Consider the following 20936-nt stretch of genomic DNA (forward strand, 5'->3'; position numbering starts at 1 on the left):
TAACTAAAAAACCCTGTAAATGGTGAGATTATTTGATTGGTGCCCGCTCTGGGGATGATGTAAATTTACGCGCGAAATTAATGGACTGGCCCGATGGGCCCTGCACACGTTTGGAAGGCGCCTATGGCAGCAATTGACGTCTCTTTGTATCTGAAGTTTTTTGTCGGTTTGTTCGCAATCATCAACCCCCTGGGTCTGCTGCCGGTTTTTGTCAGCCTGACCAGCCACTACACCCAGGCTGAACGGATGAAGACCAACACCACCGCCAATATCGCGGTGATGATCATCCTGCTGGTCTCCATGTATATGGGGCAGCTGATCCTCGACGGTTTCGGCATCTCGCTGGCATCGTTCCGTATTGCCGGTGGCTCGCTGATTACCCTGATCGCCTGGTCGATGCTGCAGGGTAAGCTGGGCGAGGTGAAGCACAACAAACAGGAGAAGGGCGAACTGGCGGTGCGGGAATCGATCGCCGTGGTACCGCTGGCACTGCCATTGATGGCAGGTCCGGGCGCCATCTCCTCGGTCATCGTCTATGCCAGCCAGAGCCACTGGCAGCAGCTGCTCGGCATGTCGGTTGTTGTCGTGGTCTTCTCCTTCTGCTCCTGGCTAATCTTCCGCGCCGCCCCGCTGCTGTTCAAAATCATGGGTAATACCGGTATCAACGTGGTGACCCGTATTATGGGTCTTATCATGATGTCGCTCGGTATCGAGATCATGGTGGCGGGTATCAAGGGTGTCTTCCCCAGCCTGATGTGAGCCAGGTCTGTTTTATGAAAGCCGGTCCTCGTGACCGGCTTTTTATTGGTTGCTTTTTGGTCACCGTTTTTTAGAATCGGACGCTTGTTTAAAAAATGAACATGTCGTTGGCATTTTCATTCTGAAAAACAGGCTGGCAGCTGGTTTTTTGACCGGAAAGTAATGATTGTCCTGACAATATCTATTGCAATATCGGAATTGGCAGGGAATTATGCTGGGAGCGGGGTCAATGCCCGCCACTTAAATGAACGCATGGAATGTTCTTGTTGGAGTATGGAAATGACTCATAAAAAAACAATTATTAACACATTGCTGATGGCTGCACTGTTTGGTGGCATCAATATGGCACAAGCTGCCGATGTCCCGGCGGGAACCAAGCTGGCTGATGTTCAGCAGCTGGTAAAAGGCAACGGCTCCGAGCCCGCGACCCTTGACCCGCACAAGACCGAAGGAACGGTCGAATCCAATATCCTGCGCGACCTGTTTGAAGGTCTCGTTGCCTCCGGTCCCAAAGGCGAGATCCTGCCTGCGGTAGCCGAATCCTGGGAAACCAAGGACAACAAACACTACATCTTCCATCTGCGTAAAGATGCCAAGTGGTCCAACGGTGATCCGGTCACTGCCCACGACTTCGAATTTGCCTTCAAACGCGCAGTCGATCCGAAAACCGCCTCTCCTTACTCCTGGTATCTGGAGATCCCGACCATCATCAACGCCTCCGAGATCATTGCCGGCAAGAAACCTGCCGACACTCTGGGCGTGAAAGCGGTGGATGACTACACCTTCGAGGTGCAGCTTGAGAAAGCCATTCCTTACTTTGTCAGCATGCTCTCCCACACCACCACCTACCCGGTACCCAAGAAGGTGATCGAGAAGTTTGGTGACAAGTGGACCCAGCCCGGCAACATGGTATCCAACGGTGCCTATCAGCTGAAGGATTGGGTCGTGAACGAGCGGGTTGATGTGGTGCGCAACCCCAACTACTGGAACAACGCCAAGACTGTTATCGAGAAGGTGACTTACCTGCCGATCCAGTCCACCAACTCCGATCTGAACCGCTATCTGGCCGGCGAAGTAGACATGACTTACCAGATGCCCATCGAGCGCTTCAAGCAGATGAAGAAAGAGAAGCCGGATGAGCTGAAGGTGACTGGCTACGTTGGTACCTACTACTACCAGTACAACTTCAAGAAGAAGCCGTTTGATGACGTACGTGTGCGTACTGCGCTCTCCTATGCCATCGATCGTAACGTGATCGCCGACAAGGTGATGGGTCAGGGTCAGACTCCGGGTTACACCCTGGTGCCGGATTTTGTGGATGGCTTCAAGCCGGTGGCTCCGGAATGGTCGAAGATGACCCAGGCCGAGCGCGATACCAAGGCGAAAGAGCTGCTGAAAGAGGCCGGTTTTGATGCCAGCAAGCCGCTGAAGTTCGAGCTGCTCTACAACACCGATGACAACCACAAGAAAGTAGCGGTCGCCGTTGCCTCCATGTGGAAGAAGCTGGGTGTTCAGGTGAGCCTGGTCAACCAGGAGTGGAAAACCTATCTGGAGACCAAGAAGCAGGGTCAGTTTGATGTGGGTCGTGCCGGCTGGATTGCCGACTACAACGAAGCCTCTTCCATGCTGGATCTGATGCAGACCACCCACGGCAACAACGACGGCAAGTACTCCAATCCGGAGTTTGACAAGCTGATGGACTCCTCTCGCGATCAGGTTGATGTGGCTGCCCGCAACAAGCTCTACGTCCAGGCTGAAGAGATCCTGGCCAAGGACATGCCGATTGCTCCCATCTACCAATACGTGACTGCCCGTATGGTGAAACCCTATGTAGGCGGCTATCCGGCCAACCCGCTGGATAACCTCTACAGCAAAGACATGTACATCATCGCTCACTGATTTTCGTTACAAGTCGCATAACAAGCAGGCCCGCCAGACGGCGGGCCTTTATTACAACCGCGACCCTTTGGAAGCAGTACAGGACAGGAATTGTCTATGTTGAAATTCATTTTTAAACGTCTACTGGAAGCGATCCCGACTCTGCTGGTCTTGATCACAGTCTCCTTCTTCATGATGCGTTTCGCCCCGGGTAACCCCTTTAGCAGCGAGCGCTCGCTCCCCCCCGAAGTAATGGCCAACATCGAAGCCAAATATGGCCTCGACAAGCCGATCGGGATGCAATATCTCACCTATCTGGGCAACCTTGTGCAGGGCGATCTCGGTCCCTCCTTCAAGTACAAGGACTTTACCGTCAATGATCTGGTGAGCCAGGCGCTGCCGGTTTCCGCCAAGATCGGTACCTTCGCCTTTATTTTTGCCGTAACGCTGGGGGTTACTTTCGGCACCATAGCGGCGCTGAAACAGAACTCGATCATCGACTATTTGTTGATGTCGTCGGCCATGGCCGGGGTGGTGATCCCGGGCTTTGTGCTGGCGCCCTTGCTGGTGCTTATCTTCAGTATCCATCTTGGCTGGTTGCCGGCCGGTGGCTGGCAGGGTGGTGGCGTGCAGTTTATGGTGCTGCCGGTCTTTGGCATGATGATGTACTACATCTCCGCCATCTCGCGGATCATGCGTGGCAGCATGATCGAGACCATGAACTCCAACTTCATCCGTACCGCCCGTGCCAAGGGGCTGCCGCTGCGCCATATCATCCTGAAGCACGCACTGCGCCCGGCCATGCTGCCGGTGGTCTCCTATCTTGGCCCGGCCTTTGTCGGCATCATCACTGGCTCCGTGGTGATCGAAACCATCTTCGGTCTGCCGGGGATCGGTCAGCTGTTCGTCAACGGTGCCCTTAACCGTGATTACTCCATGGTGCTCGGCCTGACCATTCTGGTCGGCGCCCTCACCATCACCTTTAACGCTGTGGTCGATATTCTCTACGCCTTTATCGATCCCAAGATCCGTTACTAATTCGGGAGTGCATCATGGTTGTTTCAACAGAAAAACGCGAAGCCGTCGAGGCGTTCGCGCAGAAAGTGGAAGTGGTGGAGGGGCGCTCCCTGTGGAAGGATGCCCGTCGCCGTTTCCTGCGCAACAAGGCGGCGCTCACCAGCCTGATCATCCTGACCATCATCGGTCTGGCGGTCATTGTCGGGCCGCACCTCTCCCAGTACACCTTTGACGATCCCGACTGGGGGGCCATGCAGAGTGCGCCGGACATCGAAGCGGGTCACTACTTCGGTACCGACAGTCTGGGCCGCGATCTCTTTGTGCGCACCCTCTTGGGTGGCCGCATCTCCCTGATGGTCGGCATCATGGGGGCCATGGTGGCCGTTATTATCGGCACCCTCTATGGCGCCGCCTCCGGTTTTATCGGCGGTCGGGTCGACAGCCTGATGATGCGGGTACTGGAGATCCTCAACGCCTTCCCCTTCATGTTCTTCGTCATCATGCTGGTCACCTTCTTTGGCCGAAATCTGGCGCTCATCTTTATCGCCATCGGGGCGGTGAGCTGGCTCGACATGGCGCGGATCGTGCGTGGCCAGACCCTGAGCCTCAAGAGCAAGGAGTTCATTGAGGCGGCCCACGTCTGCGGTGTCTCCAAGTGGAAGATCATCACCCGTCACATCGTACCCAACGTGCTGGGGATTGTGGCGGTCTACGCCACCCTGCTGGTGCCCGGGATGATCATGTTCGAATCCTTCCTGAGCTTCCTTGGCCTGGGCGTGCAAGAGCCCATGACCAGCTGGGGAGCTCTGCTGGATGAAGGCTCCAAGTCGATGGAAGTGGCCATCTGGCAACTCCTGTTCCCCGCCGGTTTTATGGTGGTGACCCTGTTCTGTTTCAACTTCCTCGGGGATGGTCTGCGTGACGCCCTCGATCCGAAGGATCGCTAATCAAGGCGGCAAGTGGCTGCCTGCAAGAGTGCGGCCACCCATCGCTGACAGCGAATCGGATCGACAGGAAAACGTCACGAAAGATCGATAAGGAGTTTTTATGAAATTACTGGATGTAAAAGATCTGCGGGTCGAGTTCAAGACCCCGGATGGCAATGTGGTGGCGGTCAACGACCTCAACTTTTCTCTCTCTGCCGGTGAAACCCTGGGGATCGTCGGCGAGTCCGGCTCCGGCAAATCCCAGACCGCGTTTGCCATCATGGGCTTGCTGGCCAAGAACGGCGTGATCACCGGTTCCGCCAAATTTCAGGGTGAAGAGATCCTCAATCTCCCCGAATCCAAGCTCAACAAGATCCGCTCCGAGAAGATCGCCATGATCTTCCAGGACCCCATGACCTCGCTTAACCCCTACATGAAGGTGCAGGATCAGCTGATGGAAGTGCTGATGCTGCACAAGGGGATGAACAAGGCTGCGGCGTTCGAGGAGTCGGTGCGGATGCTCGATGCGGTGAAGATCCCTGAAGCGCGCAAGCGGATGGGGATGTATCCTCACGAGTTCTCCGGCGGCATGCGCCAGCGGGTGATGATCGCCATGGCACTGCTCTGCCGCCCGCAACTGCTGATCGCCGACGAGCCGACTACCGCGCTCGACGTGACCGTGCAGGCCCAGATCATGACCCTGATGAATGAGCTCAAGCGCGAGTTCAACACCGCCATCATCATGATTACCCATGACCTTGGCGTGGTCGCCGGCATCTGCAACAAGGTGCTGGTGATGTATGCCGGTCGTACCATGGAGTACGGCAAGGTGGACGATATCTTCTATCGCCCGAGCCACCCCTATACCGAAGGTTTGCTGCGCGCCATTCCCCGTCTCGATACCGAAGGGGAAGTGCTGCCCACCATTCCGGGCAATCCGCCCAACCTGCTGCGTCTGCCCACCGGCTGCCCCTTCCAGGAGCGTTGCCACCGGGTGAGCGAGATTTGCGGCCAGCAGTCGCCAATCCTGACGCCGTTCAATGACGGCCGGGAGCGCGCCTGCCACTGGGTATCGGATGCCATGAACAAGGGGGCCAACTAAATGGGTGCCGAGAAGAAATTGCTGTTGGAAGTGTCTGACCTCAAGGTGCACTTCAGTATCAAGAGTGGCAAGGCGTGGCCATGGGCCAAGCCATCCGATTTGAAGGCGGTCGATGGTGTTACCCTGCGCCTCTACGAAGGGGAAACCCTCGGGGTGGTGGGTGAGTCCGGTTGCGGCAAGTCCACCTTCGCCCGCGCCATCATCGGTCTGGTGCCGGCGACGGCGGGCAAGGTGGTGTGGCTGGGTGATGATCTTACCAAGCTCGACCAGAATGCCCTGCGCGAGAAGCGTAAAGAGATCCAGATGATTTTCCAGGATCCACTGGCCTCCCTCAACCCGCGCATGACCATCGGCGACATCATTGCCGAGCCGCTCATCACCTTCTATCCCAACCTGCCACGGGAAGAGGTGAAGGAGAAGGTGCGGGCCATGATGAGCAAGGTGGGGCTCTTGCCCAACCTGGTCAACCGCTACCCGCACGAGTTTTCTGGCGGCCAGTGCCAGCGGATCGGTATCGCCCGGGCGCTGATCCTCGAGCCCAAGATGATCATCTGCGATGAGCCGGTGTCGGCGCTCGACGTCTCTATCCAGGCGCAGGTGGTCAACCTGCTCAAGTCGCTGCAAAAGGAGATGGGGCTGTCGCTTATCTTCATCGCCCACGACCTGTCGGTGGTCAAACACATCTCCGATCGGGTGCTGGTGATGTATCTGGGCAACGCCGTTGAGCTGGGGACCCGCAAGGAGATCTTCGCCAATCCGCTGCACCCCTACACCAAGGCGCTGATGTCGGCGGTGCCGATCCCGGATCCGGAGCTGGAGCGCAACAAGGTAATCCAGATCCTGGAAGGGGATTTGCCATCGCCGATGAATCCGCCGTCAGGCTGCGTGTTCCGCACTCGCTGCCCGGTGGCTGGCCCCGAGTGTGCCAAGACCCGCCCTGTGCTGGAGGGGAACTTCGATCACGCGGTCTCCTGCCTCAAAGTGGATCCGCTCTGATTGCGCTGGTCGCAACGGAAAAGCGGGGCGCTCATACAGCGCCCCGTTTTTTTGCGTTAAGGGTGAAGATGCCTCTTGGCGTTATCTTTTACCGCTGTTAATATCCGCGCAACAAGGGGAGTAACTTCTCGCCGGTTTGTCGTCATTACGGTGCACCCATTTCCTGCAGTGCACCCGGCAGCCGGGCAGTCGATGAAAATGGGCTGTAAGTGAGACCTTGCCGAGAGGCAAGGTGTATCTGCTCCAAATGCAAACCCACGCCTCTCGGTCGTGGGTTTTGTCGTTTTTGGGAGAAGTGAATATGGGTGAATGGTGGATGTGGACCGGTTTCTTCAGCATAGTGCTGGTCCTGTTATGGATAGACATACGCTTTGTCGGTGGTGGCAAATCCCACAAGGTGTCGCTTAAAGAGGCTGGCATCTGGTCCCTTATCTGGGTCAGCGTGGCGCTGCTCTTCAATCTGGCCATCTGGCTCTGGCTGGATCACAGCGCAGGCCGTGAAATTGCCAACCAGAAGGGGCTGGAGTTCCTCACCGGCTATCTCATCGAGAAGGCGCTGGCGGTGGACAACGTCTTTGTCTGGCTAATGCTGTTCGGTTACTTTGCCATTCCGGCCGAGCTGCAGCGCCGGGTGCTGCTCTACGGGGTACTGGGTGCCATCGTGATGCGGGCCGGTATGGTGTTTGCGGGGAGCTGGCTTATCGAGCAGTTCCACTGGATCCTCTACCTGTTCGGCGCCTTCCTGCTGCTAACCGGTGCCAAGATGCTGTGGGCGGCTGACAAGGAGCCGGATCTGGCCAACAACCCGCTGCTGGGCTGGATGCGCCGTCGCTTCAAGGTGACGGAGACGCTGGAGGGGGAGAACTTCTTCGTCTGGCGTGACGGTGTGCGCTATGCCACCCCGTTGCTGCTGATCCTGGTGCTGGTAGAGGTGAGCGACCTTATCTTTGCGGTAGACAGCATCCCGGCCATCTTCGCGGTGACCACGGATCCCTTTATCGTGCTGACCTCCAACATCTTCGCCATCATGGGTCTGCGTGCCATGTACTTCCTGCTGGCGGGCGTGGCTGAGCGTTTTGCCCTGCTCAAATACGGCCTGGCACTGATCCTGATGTTTATCGGGGTCAAGATGCTGCTGCTGGATATCTTCAAGATCCCGACCGGCATCGCATTGGGTGTGGTCGCGCTGATCCTGCTGGCCTCCATGGGGTTGAGCCTCTGGGTGACCCGCAAGAAAACGGCATAATAGGCAAACAAGCAAAAGGGCTCCCACGGGAGCCCTTTTTCATGGCAGAGATTAGCTTAACGCTTGATCTTCTTGGGGTTGGTGTAGCCCCAGATGGTGTACATGTCCGCCAGAAGGGCGCCGTTGTACTCCTCCAGATCCGCCTGTTTCACTTCGGCGTCACCCTGACGGCCAAACAGCACCACCTCGTCACCGGGTTTCACCCCTTTCAGGTCGGTCACATCCACCATGATGGTGTTCATGGAGGTCTTGCCGACCACCGGCACCTTCTGGCCCTGGATCAGCACATAGGCCTTGTTGCTCAGGGAGCGGCGATAGCCATCGGAGTAGCCCAGCGGCAGGTTGGCAAGCCAGGAGTCGCGCTTGAGGGTAAAGGTGCGGTCATAACCGACGGTGTTGCCGGCCGGGTAGTGGTTGACGGAGGCAACCTGGGTCTTGAACGCCATTACCCGTTTGTACTCGGTGTAGGAGGGGATGGAGTCACCGTAGAGCAGGCCACCCGGGCGCACCATGTCAAAGTAGGCATCCGGTACTTCAAGTGTTGCGAAGGAGTTGGCGGCGTGGATAGTGATCTTGCTGCGATCCAGCTTGCCCGCTTCCAGCAGCCACTGGGAGTCCAGTTTGAACTGGGCCAGCCCCATCTTGACGTCCTCTTTCTCCTCCACCGGGAAGTGGGTCATGATGCCGACCGGGGTGATCCCCTTGAGCTTGAGCATGGCCAGCGCATCCTGCTTGGAGTCGGCCAGCCGCAGATCGATGCCGTTGCGGCTCATGCCGGCGGAGTTGAGGGCGATATGCACCGGAATGGTGGTGTGGTGGCGCTGGGCAATATCGGCGATGCCCTGGGCACTCACCAGACTGCCGATGAGCTCCTCCATCTTGTAGGGCAGGGCCTGCTCCACTTCATCCGGGGTGGCAGCACGTACCCGCATCAGACGACCGGTGAAGCCCTTCTCGCGGGCGACACGAGCTTCTTCATTGCTGGCGATGCCGATGCAGGGGATACCCGCTTTCACCACCGAGGGAACCAGCAGATCGATACCGTGGCCGTAAGCATCCGCCTTCATGATGGCGCAGATCTTCGGCCCCTTGTCACCGAGACGATCCTTGAGGGTCTGGATATTGTGCTCGAAGGCGCCGAGATCGACTTCCAGCCAGGCATTGCTGGCGGTCTGGACTTCGCCGTTGCGGTGATCGCTGGCCAGCGGCAGGTAGGGGGCTGCAACCGCTTGCCCGGCCAGCAGGCCGAGGATCAGGGTGGCCAGCAGTGTTTTCTTGTGCATGGTGGTTCCTTTTTGTTGTTCGCGTGAGGATAGTGTGGGTCGAGTTGGTCACATTGGCTGTAGCTCAACGTCAACTTGTTGTTATTATTATGATCTTTGTCACTCTCGGCAGACTTGGACAAGCGATTGAGTCTACCGCAGGCATGGTTGTTCCGACACTTTTCAGGGGAAAAAAATGGTCAATCTGGAGTTGCGCCTGCCACCGCCACTGGTGTTTGTCTGTTGTGCCGCCGCCATGTGGTGGGTCAGGGGAGAGACACACCCCGGCATGGGGATGTGGGGCTTCATCGCCCTCCTGTTTGTAGTGGGGGCCATCATGGGCTTTGGCGCCCTGTTTCGCTTCAGGCATCATAAGACCACCGTCAGTCCCACCCGGCCGCATGAAACCCGTCATCTGGTTACCGGTGGCGTCTATCGCATCAGCCGCAACCCCATGTATCTGGGGCTATTCTGCTGGCTGGCCGCCTGGGGCTGCTATCTCGGGGGCGTCTGGGTCTGGGCTGGGCCGGCACTGCTGGCGCTCTGGTTGACCCGTTTCCAGATCATGCCGGAGGAGCGGCTGCTCAGTGCCCGGTTCGGCGAAGAGTATGCTCGCTATTGCCAGCAGGTGCGGCGCTGGTGTTAAGGCGGTGAGTAGATCGGGGAGGGATTGCCGGCGCAGCGGAAGCGTTGCCGGCAGATAAACGGGGTTAGAAATGGTCGCCTTTCTCGTCCTTGGTCGGCTCCAGACTCCAGCCGGTGGCATCGCTGCTGCTGGCGATCTGGCCCTTCTCCTTCCATAGCTTGATCTTGAGGCGCAGGTTGTTGGCCGAGTCGGCGTTCTTCACCGCCTCCTCCTCATAGATCACTCCCTCCACCACCAGATCGAACAGGGCGCTGTCGAAGGTGACCATGCCGAGGGCCTTGGATTTCTCCATCACCTCCTTGAGGCCGCCAAACTCGCCGCGCTTGATCATGTCGCGGATGGTGTGGGTGCCCAGCATGATCTCCACTGCGGCCCGGCGCCCGCCATCGGTGGTCTTCACCAGCCGCTGGGAGACAAACGCCTTGAGGTTGTTGCCAAGGTCGTTGAGCAGCTGGGGGCGGCGCTCTTCCGGGAAGAAGTTGATGATGCGGTCCAGCGCCTGGTTGGCGTTGTTGGCGTGCAGTGTGGAGATGGCGAGGTGGCCGGTTTCGGAGAAGGCCAGCGCATGCTCCATGGTCTCGCGGTCGCGAATTTCCCCGATGAGGATGACGTCGGGTGCCTGACGCAGGGTGTTTTTCAGCGCGGCGTGGAAGCTGCGGGTATCCACCCCCACTTCCCGCTGATTGATGATGCTCTTGCGGTGGCGATGAACGAACTCCACCGGATCTTCGATGGTGATGATGTGGCCGCCGCTGTTGCGGTTGCGATGGTCGATAAGCGCCGCCAGCGAGGTCGATTTACCCGAGCCGGTACCGCCAACGAATAGCACCAGTCCGCGCTTCTCCATGATGGTGTCGAGCAGCACGGGGGGCAGTTTCAGATCTTCGAAGCGGGGGATCTCGGTCTTGATGTTGCGCGCTACCAGTGACACTTCGTTGCGCTGCTTGAAGATGTTGATCCGGAAACGGCCGATCTGCGGCAGCGAGATGGCGAGGTTCATCTCCAGCTCCCGCTCGAACTGCTCCTTCTGCTCCTTGTCCATGATGGCCTCGGCAATGGCCGCCACATCGCCCGGGTTGAGCGGCGTCTCATTCAGGGGGCGCAGTACCCCGTTGAATTTGGCGCAGGGAGGCGCGCCGGTCGACAGATAGAGGTCGGAGCCATCCTGTTTGGCCAGGGTCTGTAACATGTCTCGCAATTCCATGGTTTTGCCTCGTCTATCAAGCAGATGCCATTACTTCGAATGTCCTTGAGTGTACAGCCTCAGGCGCCGGTCAGTTTCTCGCGGAAGACAAAAAAGACGGCGCCCAGAATACAGAGCCCGGCCCACAGGTAGTCCCATTTCAGATCTTCTTTCAGATAGAAGATGGAGAAGGGGACGAACACGGTGAGGGTGATCACCTCCTGCAGGATCTTGAGCTGTCCCACGGAGAGCACGGTATGGCCGATGCGGTTGGCGGGCACCTGCAGCAGGTATTCGAACAGGGCGATGCCCCAGCTCACCAGGGCGGCGATGATCCAGGGTTTGTGATTCATGCTCTTGAGGTGGGCGTACCAGGCGAAGGTCATGAAGACGTTGCTGCACAGCAGCAGACCGATACTGGTGAAAATCGGGTTCATTGGGTTCTCCTCGCAAATTCGGCGCATTTTATCCCTGAACCGATAGTTTTCATACGCGGTGGGGCAGGGTATTTTTAAGCAATCAGGATGAGCCGTGCGAGGTTGGTGCGGAATGGGCAAGTTATACAGGATTGTGCTGTTACTGTTGTTTGCCGCGGGGTGGGTTAATGCGATGCCGACGCTGACGGTCGCGACCGATGTCTGGCCCCCCTTTCGCATTTTGCAGCCAGATGGTCAGCTGCAGGGGATCGATATCGAGATCCTGCACCGGCTGGAGCAGGAGAGCGGCATCCGGCTGCAGGTGAAACGGGTGCCCTGGGGGCGGGCGCTCAAGCAGATGCAGACCGGACAGGTCGATCTGATGATTGGGCTGGCCCATACCCCGGAGCGGGCACAATTTATCGATTACCTGCAACCGGCCTACTACCAGTGCTGGCCCGCCTTCTATGGCAAGCGCGAGCAGGTGGCCCGGCTCGATCAATACAGTCACCTGCTGGGCGTCAAGGTGGGATTCGTGCTCAACTCCGCCTACTTTGAACCGTTCGACAGCGACATCCGGCTCGACAAGCACGGGGTCGCTACCGAAGATCAGCTGCTGCGGATGGTGCAGCGCGGCCACCTGCCGCTGATGATTGGCACCGACTGTCAGGTCGATTACGCCCTGAGCCGCGAACCGGCCCTTGCCCTGGCCAAAGCCACTTACCGGCCAGCCCGTCCCATCACCCTGTATCTGGGGATGAGCAAACGCTCGCCCTATCAGGATCTCAAGTTGCCGCTGGCGCAGGCGCTGCAAACGCTGGTGGTAAATGGCGAGATCCAGCAAATCGCCAGACCCTATCAGCCTTGACCTCGGGTAGCACGGCGCTGTTATTATTCCCCCTCTCGATTCTCCTCCGCGGCCAGAGTGGCCAGCCGGGGGAGAAACCCTCTTTCGTTGTGGGGAACCTGCTTGTATCTCTCACTTGTTGCACGTCAGCAGCGCTGGCAGCGGCGCTGGCTGCTTGGCCTCTTGCTGCTGACCCTGCTGCTTTTTCTCTTCTCCCTTGCCTGGGGTGAATTTGTGCTGCTGCCCTGGCAGCCGCTGGGGGAGCTTGAGCAGCGCATTTTGCTGGAGCTGCGTCTGCCGCGCGCCCTGCTGGCCTTGCTGGCAGGGGCGGCGTTGGCCTGTGGTGGCGCCGTGCTGCAGGTGATGCTGCACAACCCGGTGGCCGAACCCGGTCTGCTTGGCGTCTCGAGCGGAGCTGGGCTGGCCGCCATGGTGGCGATGGCGGTGGCCAAGGCGCTCGGCGTCTATCTGCCCGGCTGGGGGCTGTCGCTGGCGGCCTTTGGTGGCGCCCTGCTGGTGACCATGCTGCTCCTTCGGCTGGCGCGGCGCGCCCGGCTCGGCCATGCGCGGTTGCTGCTGTTTGGCGTGGCGATCGGTATTCTCACCAATGCCGCCATGACCTGGCTGCTCTATTTTGCCGACGACAGCTCGCTGCGCGAGTTCATGTTCTGGATGATGGGCAGCCTCTCCTATGGCAGCCAGCAGCTTGGCTGGTGGTGGCTGCTGTTGCCGCTCACCCTGCTCTGGCTCTGCCGCCAGGGCAAGGTGCTGCAACAGTTGCTGCTGGGGGAGACCCAGGCCCGCCTGATGGGGCTGGATGTGGACAGGATGCGGGTGCGGCTGGTGCTGGCGGTCTGCCTGCTCACCGGACTGGCGGTATCCCTGTGCGGCGTCATCGGTTTTGTCGGGCTGGTGGTGCCCCATCTGCTGCGGCTCTGCGGCGGCAGTGATCAGCTCTTCCTGCTGCCCGCCTCGGCGCTCGGCGGCGGGGCCCTGCTGCTGGCCGCCGATCTGGTGGCCCGTTCCGCCTTGAATGCCGGCGAGCTGCCTATCGGCGTCATCACCGCCTCAGTCGGCGCGCCGCTCTTTATCTACCTGTTGCTGAGACAAGATGCCCATGCCACCTCGTGATGCTCTGCGGCCAAGCCTTCCCCTGCTGGCTGCGCAGGGGCTCACCGTCGCCAACCGGCTCGCCCCCCTCGACATCGTCTGGCAGGGCGGCCAGCTGGTGGCGTTGCTCGGTCCCAATGGCAGCGGCAAATCGACCCTGCTTGGCGCTCTTGCCGGCATATTGCCGGCTGGCGGGAGTGTGCAGATCGGCGGCGAGCCGGTCGCGGATCTGAGCTGGCCGGAGCTGGCGCAGCGGCGCGCCATGTTGCCCCAGCGCCAGCCGCAGCTGTTTCATATTCCGGTGTTTCAGGTGCTGAGTCTGGGGCTGGCCGAGACCACTTCGGCCAGCAGGCAGAACGAGGCGATCACCGCCTTGTGTCAGGCGCTGGAGCTGGATGGCTTGCTGGCACGGGATTTCAGCCGGTTGTCGGGAGGCGAGCAGCAGCGGGTGCTGATTGCTCGCACTCTGTTGCAGGTGTGGCCGAGCCTCAATCCGGCAGGCAAGGTGCTGCTGCTGGACGAGCCGCTGGCAGGGCTCGACCTGCATCATCAGCTGGCGCTACTGCGGCTGCTGAAAACCCTGGCCGGGCAGGGGTTGCTGGTGGTACTCGCCATCCACGATATCAATCTGGCCATCGACTGGGCCGACCGCATTCTCTGTCTGCAACAGGGCACCGTGGTGCGCGAGGGGGGCGTCGAGCTGGTGGATGAGGCGCTGCTGGAGCAGGTATTCCAGATCCGCACCGACCGTATTGAAGCGGCGGGGCGGGTCTGGTTTATGCCGACGCTGTGAGTGACGGAGGCGCCGAAAAGGGGGCCTCTTGAACTCTCTGTTTGCCGTATTACCACCCCTGTTTCATGGTCACTCTGCTTCACGATTTCCCACCTTGTGCCGGTTGCTAATTTATCCCCTTGATCGGAGGTTGCTCTCTACCGGGTCGCAGCGACCAATCGGGAGCAACCTGCGTGGTCAATCGCTCTGTATAAGTAAAAGTTTGGTCATGTAGGGAAAATCCATAAATTAAATTTATACCCATCGTGTTGGCAGTGAGTCGGCCTTTTGCAGGGGGGGCGGCCCCTGTGAGCGGGTTGCCCGATCTGACGAGTGGGATTGCGCGAACGGATAAGGGTGGCAAGGCAAAAAAGAAGGGCCGGATATCACTGATATCCGGCCCTTTGTGTATCTCGGGTAACGCGGGTTAGCGCGCCAGCTTGCTCAGACGTACCTGCGCGGCTTCTGCCAGCATGGTCAGCAGGGTTTCGGTGTCGTTCCATGCAAGATAGACAGGCATCGGTGATGCTTTGGCCAAAGCGTGATACCGCAGCTGTTACCGCAGTTTTGCTTTGTTCAACCGAACCTGCGCTGCCTCGGCCAGCATGGTCAGCAGGGTTTCGGTGTCGTTCCATGACAGGCAGGCATCGGTGATGCTCTGGCCAAAGGTGGCCGCGCAGCCGTTCTCCACATCCTGCCGCCCTTCCACCAGGAAGCTCTCGGCCATGATACCGGCGATGCCGGTGCGGCCGCGGCGCAGCTGATCGCAGATGTCTTGCGCCACCAGCAGCTGGCGACGGTGATCCTTCATGCTGTTGCCGTGGCTGAAATCGACTACCAGCCGCTCCGGCAGGCCCACATCGGCCAGCGCTTCGCACGCTTCGTCGATGCTAGCGGTGTCGTAGTTGGGGCGGTGGCCGCCACGCAGGATCACATGACCAAAGGGGTTGCCGGCGGTGCGGTAGATGGTCATCTTGCCGTCCTTGTCCGGGGAGTAAAAGATGTGGCTGTGGCGGGCGGCGCGTACCGCATCGATGGCGATGCGGGTGTTGCCGTCGGTGCCGTTTTTGAAGCCGACCGGGCAGGAGAGGGCGGAGGCCATCTCGCGGTGTACCTGGGATTCGGTGGTACGCGCGCCGATGGCGCCCCAGGTGATGAGGTCGGCAATGTACTGGCCGGTCACCATGTCGAGGAACTCGGTGGCGGTGGGCATGCCGAGCTCATTGATATCGACCAGCAGCTTGCGTGCCAGTTTCAGCCCTTCGTTGACATCGAAGCTGCCATCGAGGCGCGGATCGTTGATGAGCCCTTTCCAGCCGACGATGGTGCGCGGCTTCTCGAAATAGGTACGCATCACGATGCAGAGGCTCTCTTTATACTGCTCGCGCAGGGCGTTGAGGCGCTGGGCATATTCGCGGGCGGCCGCAGGATCGTGGATGGAGCAGGGGCCGACAATGACCAGCAGGCGCTGATCTTCTCCGGCCAGAATGGCCTCCACTTCGCGACGGGCATCCAGCAGATTCTGGGCAACGGTGTCGGTGATCGGAAACGCGTGGGCAAGCTCGCTCGGAGTGATCAGTGACTCCAGGCGACGGGTGCGCAATTCATCTGTGTGAATGGACATACAACTCAAGTCTCGAGTGGGTGGTGTCAGCCGCAGGGGGCGAAAATGCAAAGGGATAAAATAAAGCAAAAGTCCACCGATTGAAACCTTGGGGGGCTCTGATAGGATGTGAAGCCAAAATCGATTCCAAATGAGGTAGATAGCGTGGCAAAGCCAGGGGCAACCGGGGTCACCCGCATCATCAATGCAGCCGGTTACAGCATGAAAGGACTCAGGTCAGCCTGGATCAACGAGGCGGCGTTTCGGCAGGAGCTGATGCTGATCCTGCTGTTGATGCCGCTGGCGTTCTGGATTGGCGACTCCCTCAACCAGATCCTGCTGCTTATCATCATCAGCTGGCTGGTGGTGATCGTCGAGGTGCTCAACTCCGCCGTCGAGGCGGTGGTCGATCGCATCGGCCCCGAGCATCACGAGCTCTCCGGCCGCGCCAAGGATTTGGGCTCTGCCGCCGTCTTTATCGCGCTGGCCCTCAATGCGCTGGTGTGGGGGGCGCTGGTTGGGCGCAATCTGTTGGGATTGTGGTAGAGCACCTATCTTGCCCCCTTCTCCCGCGAGGGGAAAAGGGGGAAAGGAGCAACGGCTCGGACGTGCGTTGAGCATCGGATCATAAAAAAGCCCGTCATCACGACGGGCTTTTTCTGCGCAGATAAGGGTCTATCAGTGGAGGATCCGGGCACGGATAGTGCCGTTGATCTCCTTGAGCTTGGCGAGCGCCTTCTCGCTGTGCTCGGTCTCCACGTCGATCACCACGTAGCCGATATGGCTGCTGGTCTGCAGGTATTGACCGGCGATGTTGATCCCCTCTTCGGCGAAGATCTGGTTGATCTGGTTCATCACGCCCGGCTGGTTGCGGTGAATGTGCAGCAGGCGGCTGGATCCCTTGTGGCCCGGCAGCGACACTTCCGGGAAGTTGACGGCAGAGAGGGTGGAGCCGTTGTCGGAGTATTTGACCAGCTTGTTGGCCACTTCCAGCCCGATGTTCTCCTGCGCCTCATGGGTGGTGCCACCGATGTGCGGGGTCAGGATGACGTTCTCCAGGCCACGCAGCGGGCTTTGGAATTCCTCGTCATTGGACTTGGGCTCGACCGGGAAGACGTCGATGGCGGCGCCGGCAATATGGCCGCTCTTGATGACGTCAGCCAGCGCGTCGATATCCACCACGGTACCGCGGGCGGCGTTGATGAAGATGGCGCCCGGTTTCATCATCCGCAGCTGCTCGGCACCGATCATGTTCTTGGTGGAGGCGGTTTCCGGCACGTGCAGGCTGATGACGTCAGACATATTGAGCAGCTCGACCATGCTCGGCACCTGAATGGCGTTGCCCAGCGAGAGCTTGTTCTCGATGTCGTAGTAGTAGACCTTCATGCCGATGCTCTCAGCGATGATGCCAAGCTGGGTGCCGATATGGCCGTAGCCGATGATGCCGAGCTTCTTGCCGCGCGCTTCCACCGAGCGGTTGGCCAGCTTTTCCCACACCCCGCGATGGCACTTGGCGTTCTTCTCGGGGATGCCGCGCAGCAGCAGCAGGATCTCGCCCAGAACCAGCTCGGCGACCGAGCGGGTGTTGGAGAAGGGGGCGTTGAAAACCGGAATGCCGCGGATCTGGGCTGCTTCCAGCTCGACCTGGTTGGTACCGATACAGAAGCAGCCGATGGCAACCAGCTTGCTGGCGGCGTCGAGCACCTTCTCGGTGATCTGGGTGCGCGAGCGCAGCCCGATGAAATGCACGTCACGGATCTGCTCGATCAGCTCCTCTTCGGAGAGCGAGGTCTTGAGATACTCCACACTGGTGTAACCTGCGGCACGAAAGGTCTCTACGGTGTTGGGGTGAACCCCCTCCAGCAGCAGTACCTTGATTTTATCCTTGTCCAATGAAAACTTGGCGGTCATGACGATCCCTCTGTATGTGCAAACGTAAGTGCAGATTTGGTGTGCGAAGAAAACCGTAAAGTAGCAAAAACGTTTGGGAGAGGGAATATTTGTGACGAAAGTCAAATTCTTTGAAGTTATCAACGATTGTTGTAAACAGGGCTTTGCAACTTGTTGAGGAATAAATAAAAACGGCGCCATGAGGCGCCGTCTTGCATCCACAGGGGGATTACTGGATAACCACGCCTTCCGGGGTGCCGATCACCACCACGTCTGCGCCGCGGTGGGCGAACAGGCCGTTGGTGACCACGCCAACGATGGCGTTGAGCTGCACTTCCAGCCCTTTGGCGTCGGTAATGGCCATATCCTTCACATCCAGGATGTGGTTGCCGTTGTCGGTGACCACACCTTCACGCCACACCGGATTGCCGCCCAGCTTCTTGATCTCGCGGGCCACGTATTCGCGGGCCATGGGGATCACTTCGACCGGCAGCGGGAACTTGCCCAGCACGTCGACGGTTTTGGTGTTGTCGATGATGCAGATGAACTTGTCGGCCACGGCGGCGACAATCTTCTCGCGGGTCAGGGCTGCGCCGCCGCCCTTGATCATGTCGCGGGTGCCGTTGATCTCGTCGGCGCCATCCACGTAGACGGAGAGGGCGTCGATCTCGTTGAGATCATACACGGTGATGCCGAAGCCCTTGAGGCGTTCGGTAGAGGCCACGGAGCTGGATACCGCTCCCTTGATCTCGTCCTTCATGGTCGCCAGCGCGTCGATAAAGTGGTTGACGGTAGAGCCGGTGCCCACCCCGACGATGGTGCCGGGAACCACATACTTGAGCGCAGCCCAACCGGCCGCCTTCTTCATTTCATCTTGAGTCATGATCGTTCCTTAAGAAAAAAGCGGGCGCATTATATCCAACCCCATCGCCCGTCGCGACCATGTTGCTCACGTTCCGGGGCAAAAAGGAGAAGGAAGTAAATCGTTTGCCTGTTTATTCTGCGTTTGCGCGCACAGAAGGGGAGTCAGCCCCCCAGTTGGTGGCCTGCAACCGCTTATTCAAAGCGCCAGCAACGGCTCGGGGTGATGATCTGCGGCAGCGGCACATCCCACACTTCCTGCGGTACCGCATCCACCTGTTGACAGTCGTGGGCAATCCCCAACGGCTTGGGGCCCATCCTGTGCTCATGCCAGATGGCGAGGGTGCGATCGTAGTAGCCGCCCCCCATACCGAGGCGATTGCCATCGCCATCGAAAGCGACCAGCGGGGTGCAGATGAGATCGAGCGTGCTGTGGGGCACCACCTGCTGCATATCCAGCTCGGGCTCTTCGATGCCATAGCGATTACGCACCATGGGACTGGTGGCGGTGTAGCGCAAGAAGAGCAGGTGACCGGGGGTAAAGGGGTGGAGCACCGGCAGATAGACCTCTTTCTGCTGGGCCCACAGCCAGTGGATGGCGGGCAGGGGATTGATCTCCCCGTCATTGGCCAGATAGAGGGCAATGCGCTTGGCGGCGAGGATCTCGGGGTGCTGTTTGAACTGGGCCAGCAGCTGTTGGGCTGCCTGTTGCTGTTCGAGCGGGCTAAGGCTCTTTCTGCGTTGACGTACCAGTTGGCGAAGAGATTGACGTTCGGGCTGGGACTCTTGCATGGGGAACCTCCGGGCTGACTGCAATGGACGGCAGGGCGTACATGGCCCTTACCTTAACATATTCTCTCGTGGGGACGGGGTGAAAAGCGGGTACCGGCGAGGGCCGGTACCCGCAGGATTAACGCTGGCGCATCTGGTGTTTGACAAAGACGGCGACCAGCGCGGCCAGTGCCAGCGCCATCGGGTAGAAGCTCATGCTCACTACCGCCAGCGGCGACAGGGCGAAGATGGAGCCCAGCAGCAGCGCCTGAGCCCCCCAGGGGATGAGACCCTGGATCACGCAGGAGAAGATATCCAGCATGGAGGCGGCGCGGCGCGGGGTGACGCCGTGATGCTCGGCCAGATCGCGGGCGACCTTGCTCGCAACGACAATGGCGACGGTATTGTTGGCGGTGCAGAGGTTGGTGAGGCTCACCACCCCGGCGATGCCGAGCTCGGCCGCTTTCTCGTTCTGCTCGCCATGGTGGCTGCGGGTAAAGCGGGCAATCAGGGCGCCGATGCGATCGCTGATCCAGGCCAGTCCACCCTGACGCTCCATCAGGGCGCCGAGGCCGCCGATGAGCATGGAGAGCAGGAAGATCTCCTGCATGCCGGTAAAGCCCTGATAGATATCCTTGCTGAACTGGCCGATGGCGTAGCCATTGATCATGCCGACGGCGCCAGCGGCGACAATGCCGATCCCCAGCACCACGAACACGTTCATGCCAGAGAGCGCCAGACCGAGGATCAGCAGGTAGGGCATCACCTTGAGCAGGTCAACTGCCCCGGCCTTGGCGGGCGCCGCGCCGACGGAGCCGAGCGCCAGATAGAGCAGGATCACCGCAATGGCGGCAGGGGCGGCAATCTTGAAGTTCTCGCGGAACTTGTCCTTCATCTCGCATCCCTGACTGCGGGTGGCCGCGATGGTGGTGTCGGAGATGATGGAGAGGTTGTCGCCAAACATGGCGCCGGAGAGGATGGTGCCTGCCATCAGCACAGGATCGATACCGGCAGCCTGCGCCACGCCGAGGGCCACCGGCGCCACGGCACCTATGGTGCCCATGGAGGTACCCATGGCAGTGGCAATAAAGGCGGAGATGAGGAACAGCCCGGGCAGCAGGGCCCAGCCGGGGATAAGCGACAGACCGAGCGCCACGGTGGCGTCAACGCCGCCAGTGGCCTTGGCCACGCTGGCAAAGGCGCCCGCCAGCAGATAGATGAGGCACATCGCCATGATGTTGCTATGGCCGACCCCTTTGAAGAAGGTCTCCAGATTGCTGTTGAAGCCCTCTTTGCCAAGCAGCAGCGCCAGCATCACGGCTGGCAGGGCGGCAACAGGGGCGGGCAGTTGATAGAAGGCGAACTCGACCCCTTGCAGGGTCAGCCAGGTACCGGTACCGATAAAGAGTGCGAGAAAGACCAGTAGCGGCAGCAAGGCCCTGGCACTGGGTTGGGTCTGGATCATGTGTTCCTCTGAAATTGAACAATGACCTCCTGTCGTGAACTGCTTTGTGCCTTTATCGGATCGGGATAGGGGGAAAACAGCGCGGGCATCCTGCCGCATCGGGGGGCCCACAGTAGTGAGTCAACCCCGCCCGGTCAAGATAGACGTCCAGATGGATAAGGTTTTTTGTCAGTCGATTTGGCTGTT

General features: G+C 59.4%; 20 protein-coding genes. 12 read left to right on the forward strand and 8 right to left on the reverse strand.

Annotated features, from left to right (window positions below; genetic code table 11):
• Positions 1-123: 123 nt before the first annotated feature.
• The 7 genes from AAHA39_RS08655 to AAHA39_RS08685 all read left to right on the forward strand — a co-directional run bounded on the left by AAHA39_RS08655 (position 124) and on the right by AAHA39_RS08685 (position 7924).
• On the forward strand, positions 124-759 hold the full coding sequence (locus AAHA39_RS08655; protein WP_033114327.1) for a YchE family NAAT transporter: 636 nt from the start codon (positions 124-126) through the stop codon (positions 757-759).
• A gap of 279 nt (positions 760-1038) precedes the next feature.
• Positions 1039-2658, forward strand: a complete 1620-nt coding sequence (locus tag AAHA39_RS08660) for an ABC transporter substrate-binding protein (RefSeq protein ID WP_320656188.1) — start codon at positions 1039-1041, stop codon at positions 2656-2658.
• 96 nt (positions 2659-2754) lie between these two features.
• Complete coding sequence (gene oppB, locus AAHA39_RS08665; protein WP_041208574.1) at positions 2755-3675, forward strand: oligopeptide ABC transporter permease OppB; 921 nt, start codon at positions 2755-2757, stop codon at positions 3673-3675.
• Between the two features lie 14 nt (positions 3676-3689).
• Positions 3690-4601: an oligopeptide ABC transporter permease OppC gene (gene oppC / locus AAHA39_RS08670; RefSeq protein WP_041208573.1), complete on the forward strand. Its 912-nt coding sequence runs from the start codon at positions 3690-3692 to the stop codon at positions 4599-4601.
• 100 nt (positions 4602-4701) lie between these two features.
• On the forward strand, positions 4702-5682 hold the full coding sequence (gene oppD, locus AAHA39_RS08675) for an ABC transporter ATP-binding protein (RefSeq protein WP_041208572.1): 981 nt from the start codon (positions 4702-4704) through the stop codon (positions 5680-5682).
• Entirely contained in the window at positions 5683-6678 is a 996-nt protein-coding gene (gene oppF / locus AAHA39_RS08680) for a murein tripeptide/oligopeptide ABC transporter ATP binding protein OppF (RefSeq protein WP_033114332.1), read from the forward strand. It begins immediately after the preceding gene.
• A gap of 301 nt (positions 6679-6979) precedes the next feature.
• A complete protein-coding gene (locus AAHA39_RS08685; RefSeq protein ID WP_041208571.1) occupies positions 6980-7924 on the forward strand; it encodes a TerC family protein in 945 nt (314 codons plus the stop codon).
• Positions 7925-7980: 56 nt separating this feature from the next.
• On the opposite strand, the gene alr is transcribed toward AAHA39_RS08685, so the two are convergent.
• Positions 7981-9207, reverse strand: a complete 1227-nt coding sequence (gene alr, locus AAHA39_RS08690; protein ID WP_043849498.1) for an alanine racemase — start codon at positions 9205-9207, stop codon at positions 7981-7983.
• A 175-nt stretch (positions 9208-9382) separates the two neighbouring features.
• On the opposite strand from alr, the gene AAHA39_RS08695 reads away from it, so the two are divergent.
• Entirely contained in the window at positions 9383-9832 is a 450-nt protein-coding gene (locus AAHA39_RS08695; RefSeq protein ID WP_320656187.1) for a methyltransferase family protein, read from the forward strand.
• Between the two features lie 64 nt (positions 9833-9896).
• Here the strand turns inward: AAHA39_RS08695 and tapW are convergent, their stop codons facing one another.
• Entirely contained in the window at positions 9897-11036 is a 1140-nt protein-coding gene (gene tapW, locus AAHA39_RS08700; protein WP_320656186.1) for a type IVa pilus ATPase TapW, read from the reverse strand.
• Positions 11037-11095: 59 nt separating this feature from the next.
• Positions 11096-11452 carry a DMT family protein gene (locus AAHA39_RS08705; RefSeq protein ID WP_005302630.1) on the reverse strand — a complete coding sequence of 119 codons (357 nt, stop codon included), beginning with the start codon at positions 11450-11452 and terminating at the stop codon, positions 11096-11098.
• Between the two features lie 112 nt (positions 11453-11564).
• Here AAHA39_RS08705 and AAHA39_RS08710 point away from each other — a divergent pair, with 112 nt between their 5' ends.
• From AAHA39_RS08710 to AAHA39_RS08720, 3 genes are all read left to right on the forward strand, one after another.
• Positions 11565-12299: a substrate-binding periplasmic protein gene (locus AAHA39_RS08710; RefSeq protein WP_320656185.1), complete on the forward strand. Its 735-nt coding sequence runs from the start codon at positions 11565-11567 to the stop codon at positions 12297-12299.
• 102 nt (positions 12300-12401) lie between these two features.
• A complete protein-coding gene (gene btuC / locus AAHA39_RS08715) occupies positions 12402-13409 on the forward strand; it encodes a vitamin B12 ABC transporter permease BtuC (RefSeq protein WP_320656184.1) in 1008 nt (335 codons plus the stop codon).
• Complete coding sequence (locus AAHA39_RS08720) at positions 13396-14181, forward strand: ATP-binding cassette domain-containing protein (RefSeq protein ID WP_320656183.1); 786 nt, start codon at positions 13396-13398, stop codon at positions 14179-14181. Before btuC ends, AAHA39_RS08720 begins: the two co-directional genes overlap by 14 nt.
• A gap of 535 nt (positions 14182-14716) precedes the next feature.
• On the opposite strand, the gene AAHA39_RS08725 is transcribed toward AAHA39_RS08720, so the two are convergent.
• Positions 14717-15784, reverse strand: coding sequence for a 3-deoxy-7-phosphoheptulonate synthase (locus tag AAHA39_RS08725; protein WP_219278317.1), 1068 nt, complete (start codon positions 15782-15784; stop codon positions 14717-14719).
• A 144-nt stretch (positions 15785-15928) separates the two neighbouring features.
• On the opposite strand from AAHA39_RS08725, the gene AAHA39_RS08730 reads away from it, so the two are divergent.
• Positions 15929-16309, forward strand: coding sequence for a diacylglycerol kinase (locus AAHA39_RS08730; RefSeq protein ID WP_033114340.1), 381 nt, complete (start codon positions 15929-15931; stop codon positions 16307-16309).
• A gap of 132 nt (positions 16310-16441) precedes the next feature.
• On the opposite strand, the gene serA is transcribed toward AAHA39_RS08730, so the two are convergent.
• The 4 genes from serA to AAHA39_RS08750 form a co-directional block, all read right to left on the reverse strand.
• Positions 16442-17674, reverse strand: a complete 1233-nt coding sequence (serA, locus tag AAHA39_RS08735) for a phosphoglycerate dehydrogenase (RefSeq protein ID WP_033137987.1) — start codon at positions 17672-17674, stop codon at positions 16442-16444.
• A gap of 208 nt (positions 17675-17882) precedes the next feature.
• Positions 17883-18536 (reverse strand): ribose-5-phosphate isomerase RpiA, encoded by a 654-nt coding sequence (gene rpiA, locus AAHA39_RS08740; RefSeq protein ID WP_040067849.1) that lies wholly within the window; start codon positions 18534-18536, stop codon positions 17883-17885.
• A gap of 173 nt (positions 18537-18709) precedes the next feature.
• Positions 18710-19306 (reverse strand): 5-formyltetrahydrofolate cyclo-ligase, encoded by a 597-nt coding sequence (locus tag AAHA39_RS08745; protein WP_071911129.1) that lies wholly within the window; start codon positions 19304-19306, stop codon positions 18710-18712.
• Between the two features lie 118 nt (positions 19307-19424).
• Positions 19425-20750, reverse strand: coding sequence for a Na+/H+ antiporter NhaC family protein (locus AAHA39_RS08750; RefSeq protein ID WP_320656182.1), 1326 nt, complete (start codon positions 20748-20750; stop codon positions 19425-19427).
• Positions 20751-20936: the final 186 nt, after the last annotated feature.

The sequence above is a fragment of the Aeromonas sp. SE22 genome (assembly GCF_038739755.1).
Taxonomy (GTDB): domain Bacteria; phylum Pseudomonadota; class Gammaproteobacteria; order Enterobacterales; family Aeromonadaceae; genus Aeromonas; species Aeromonas jandaei.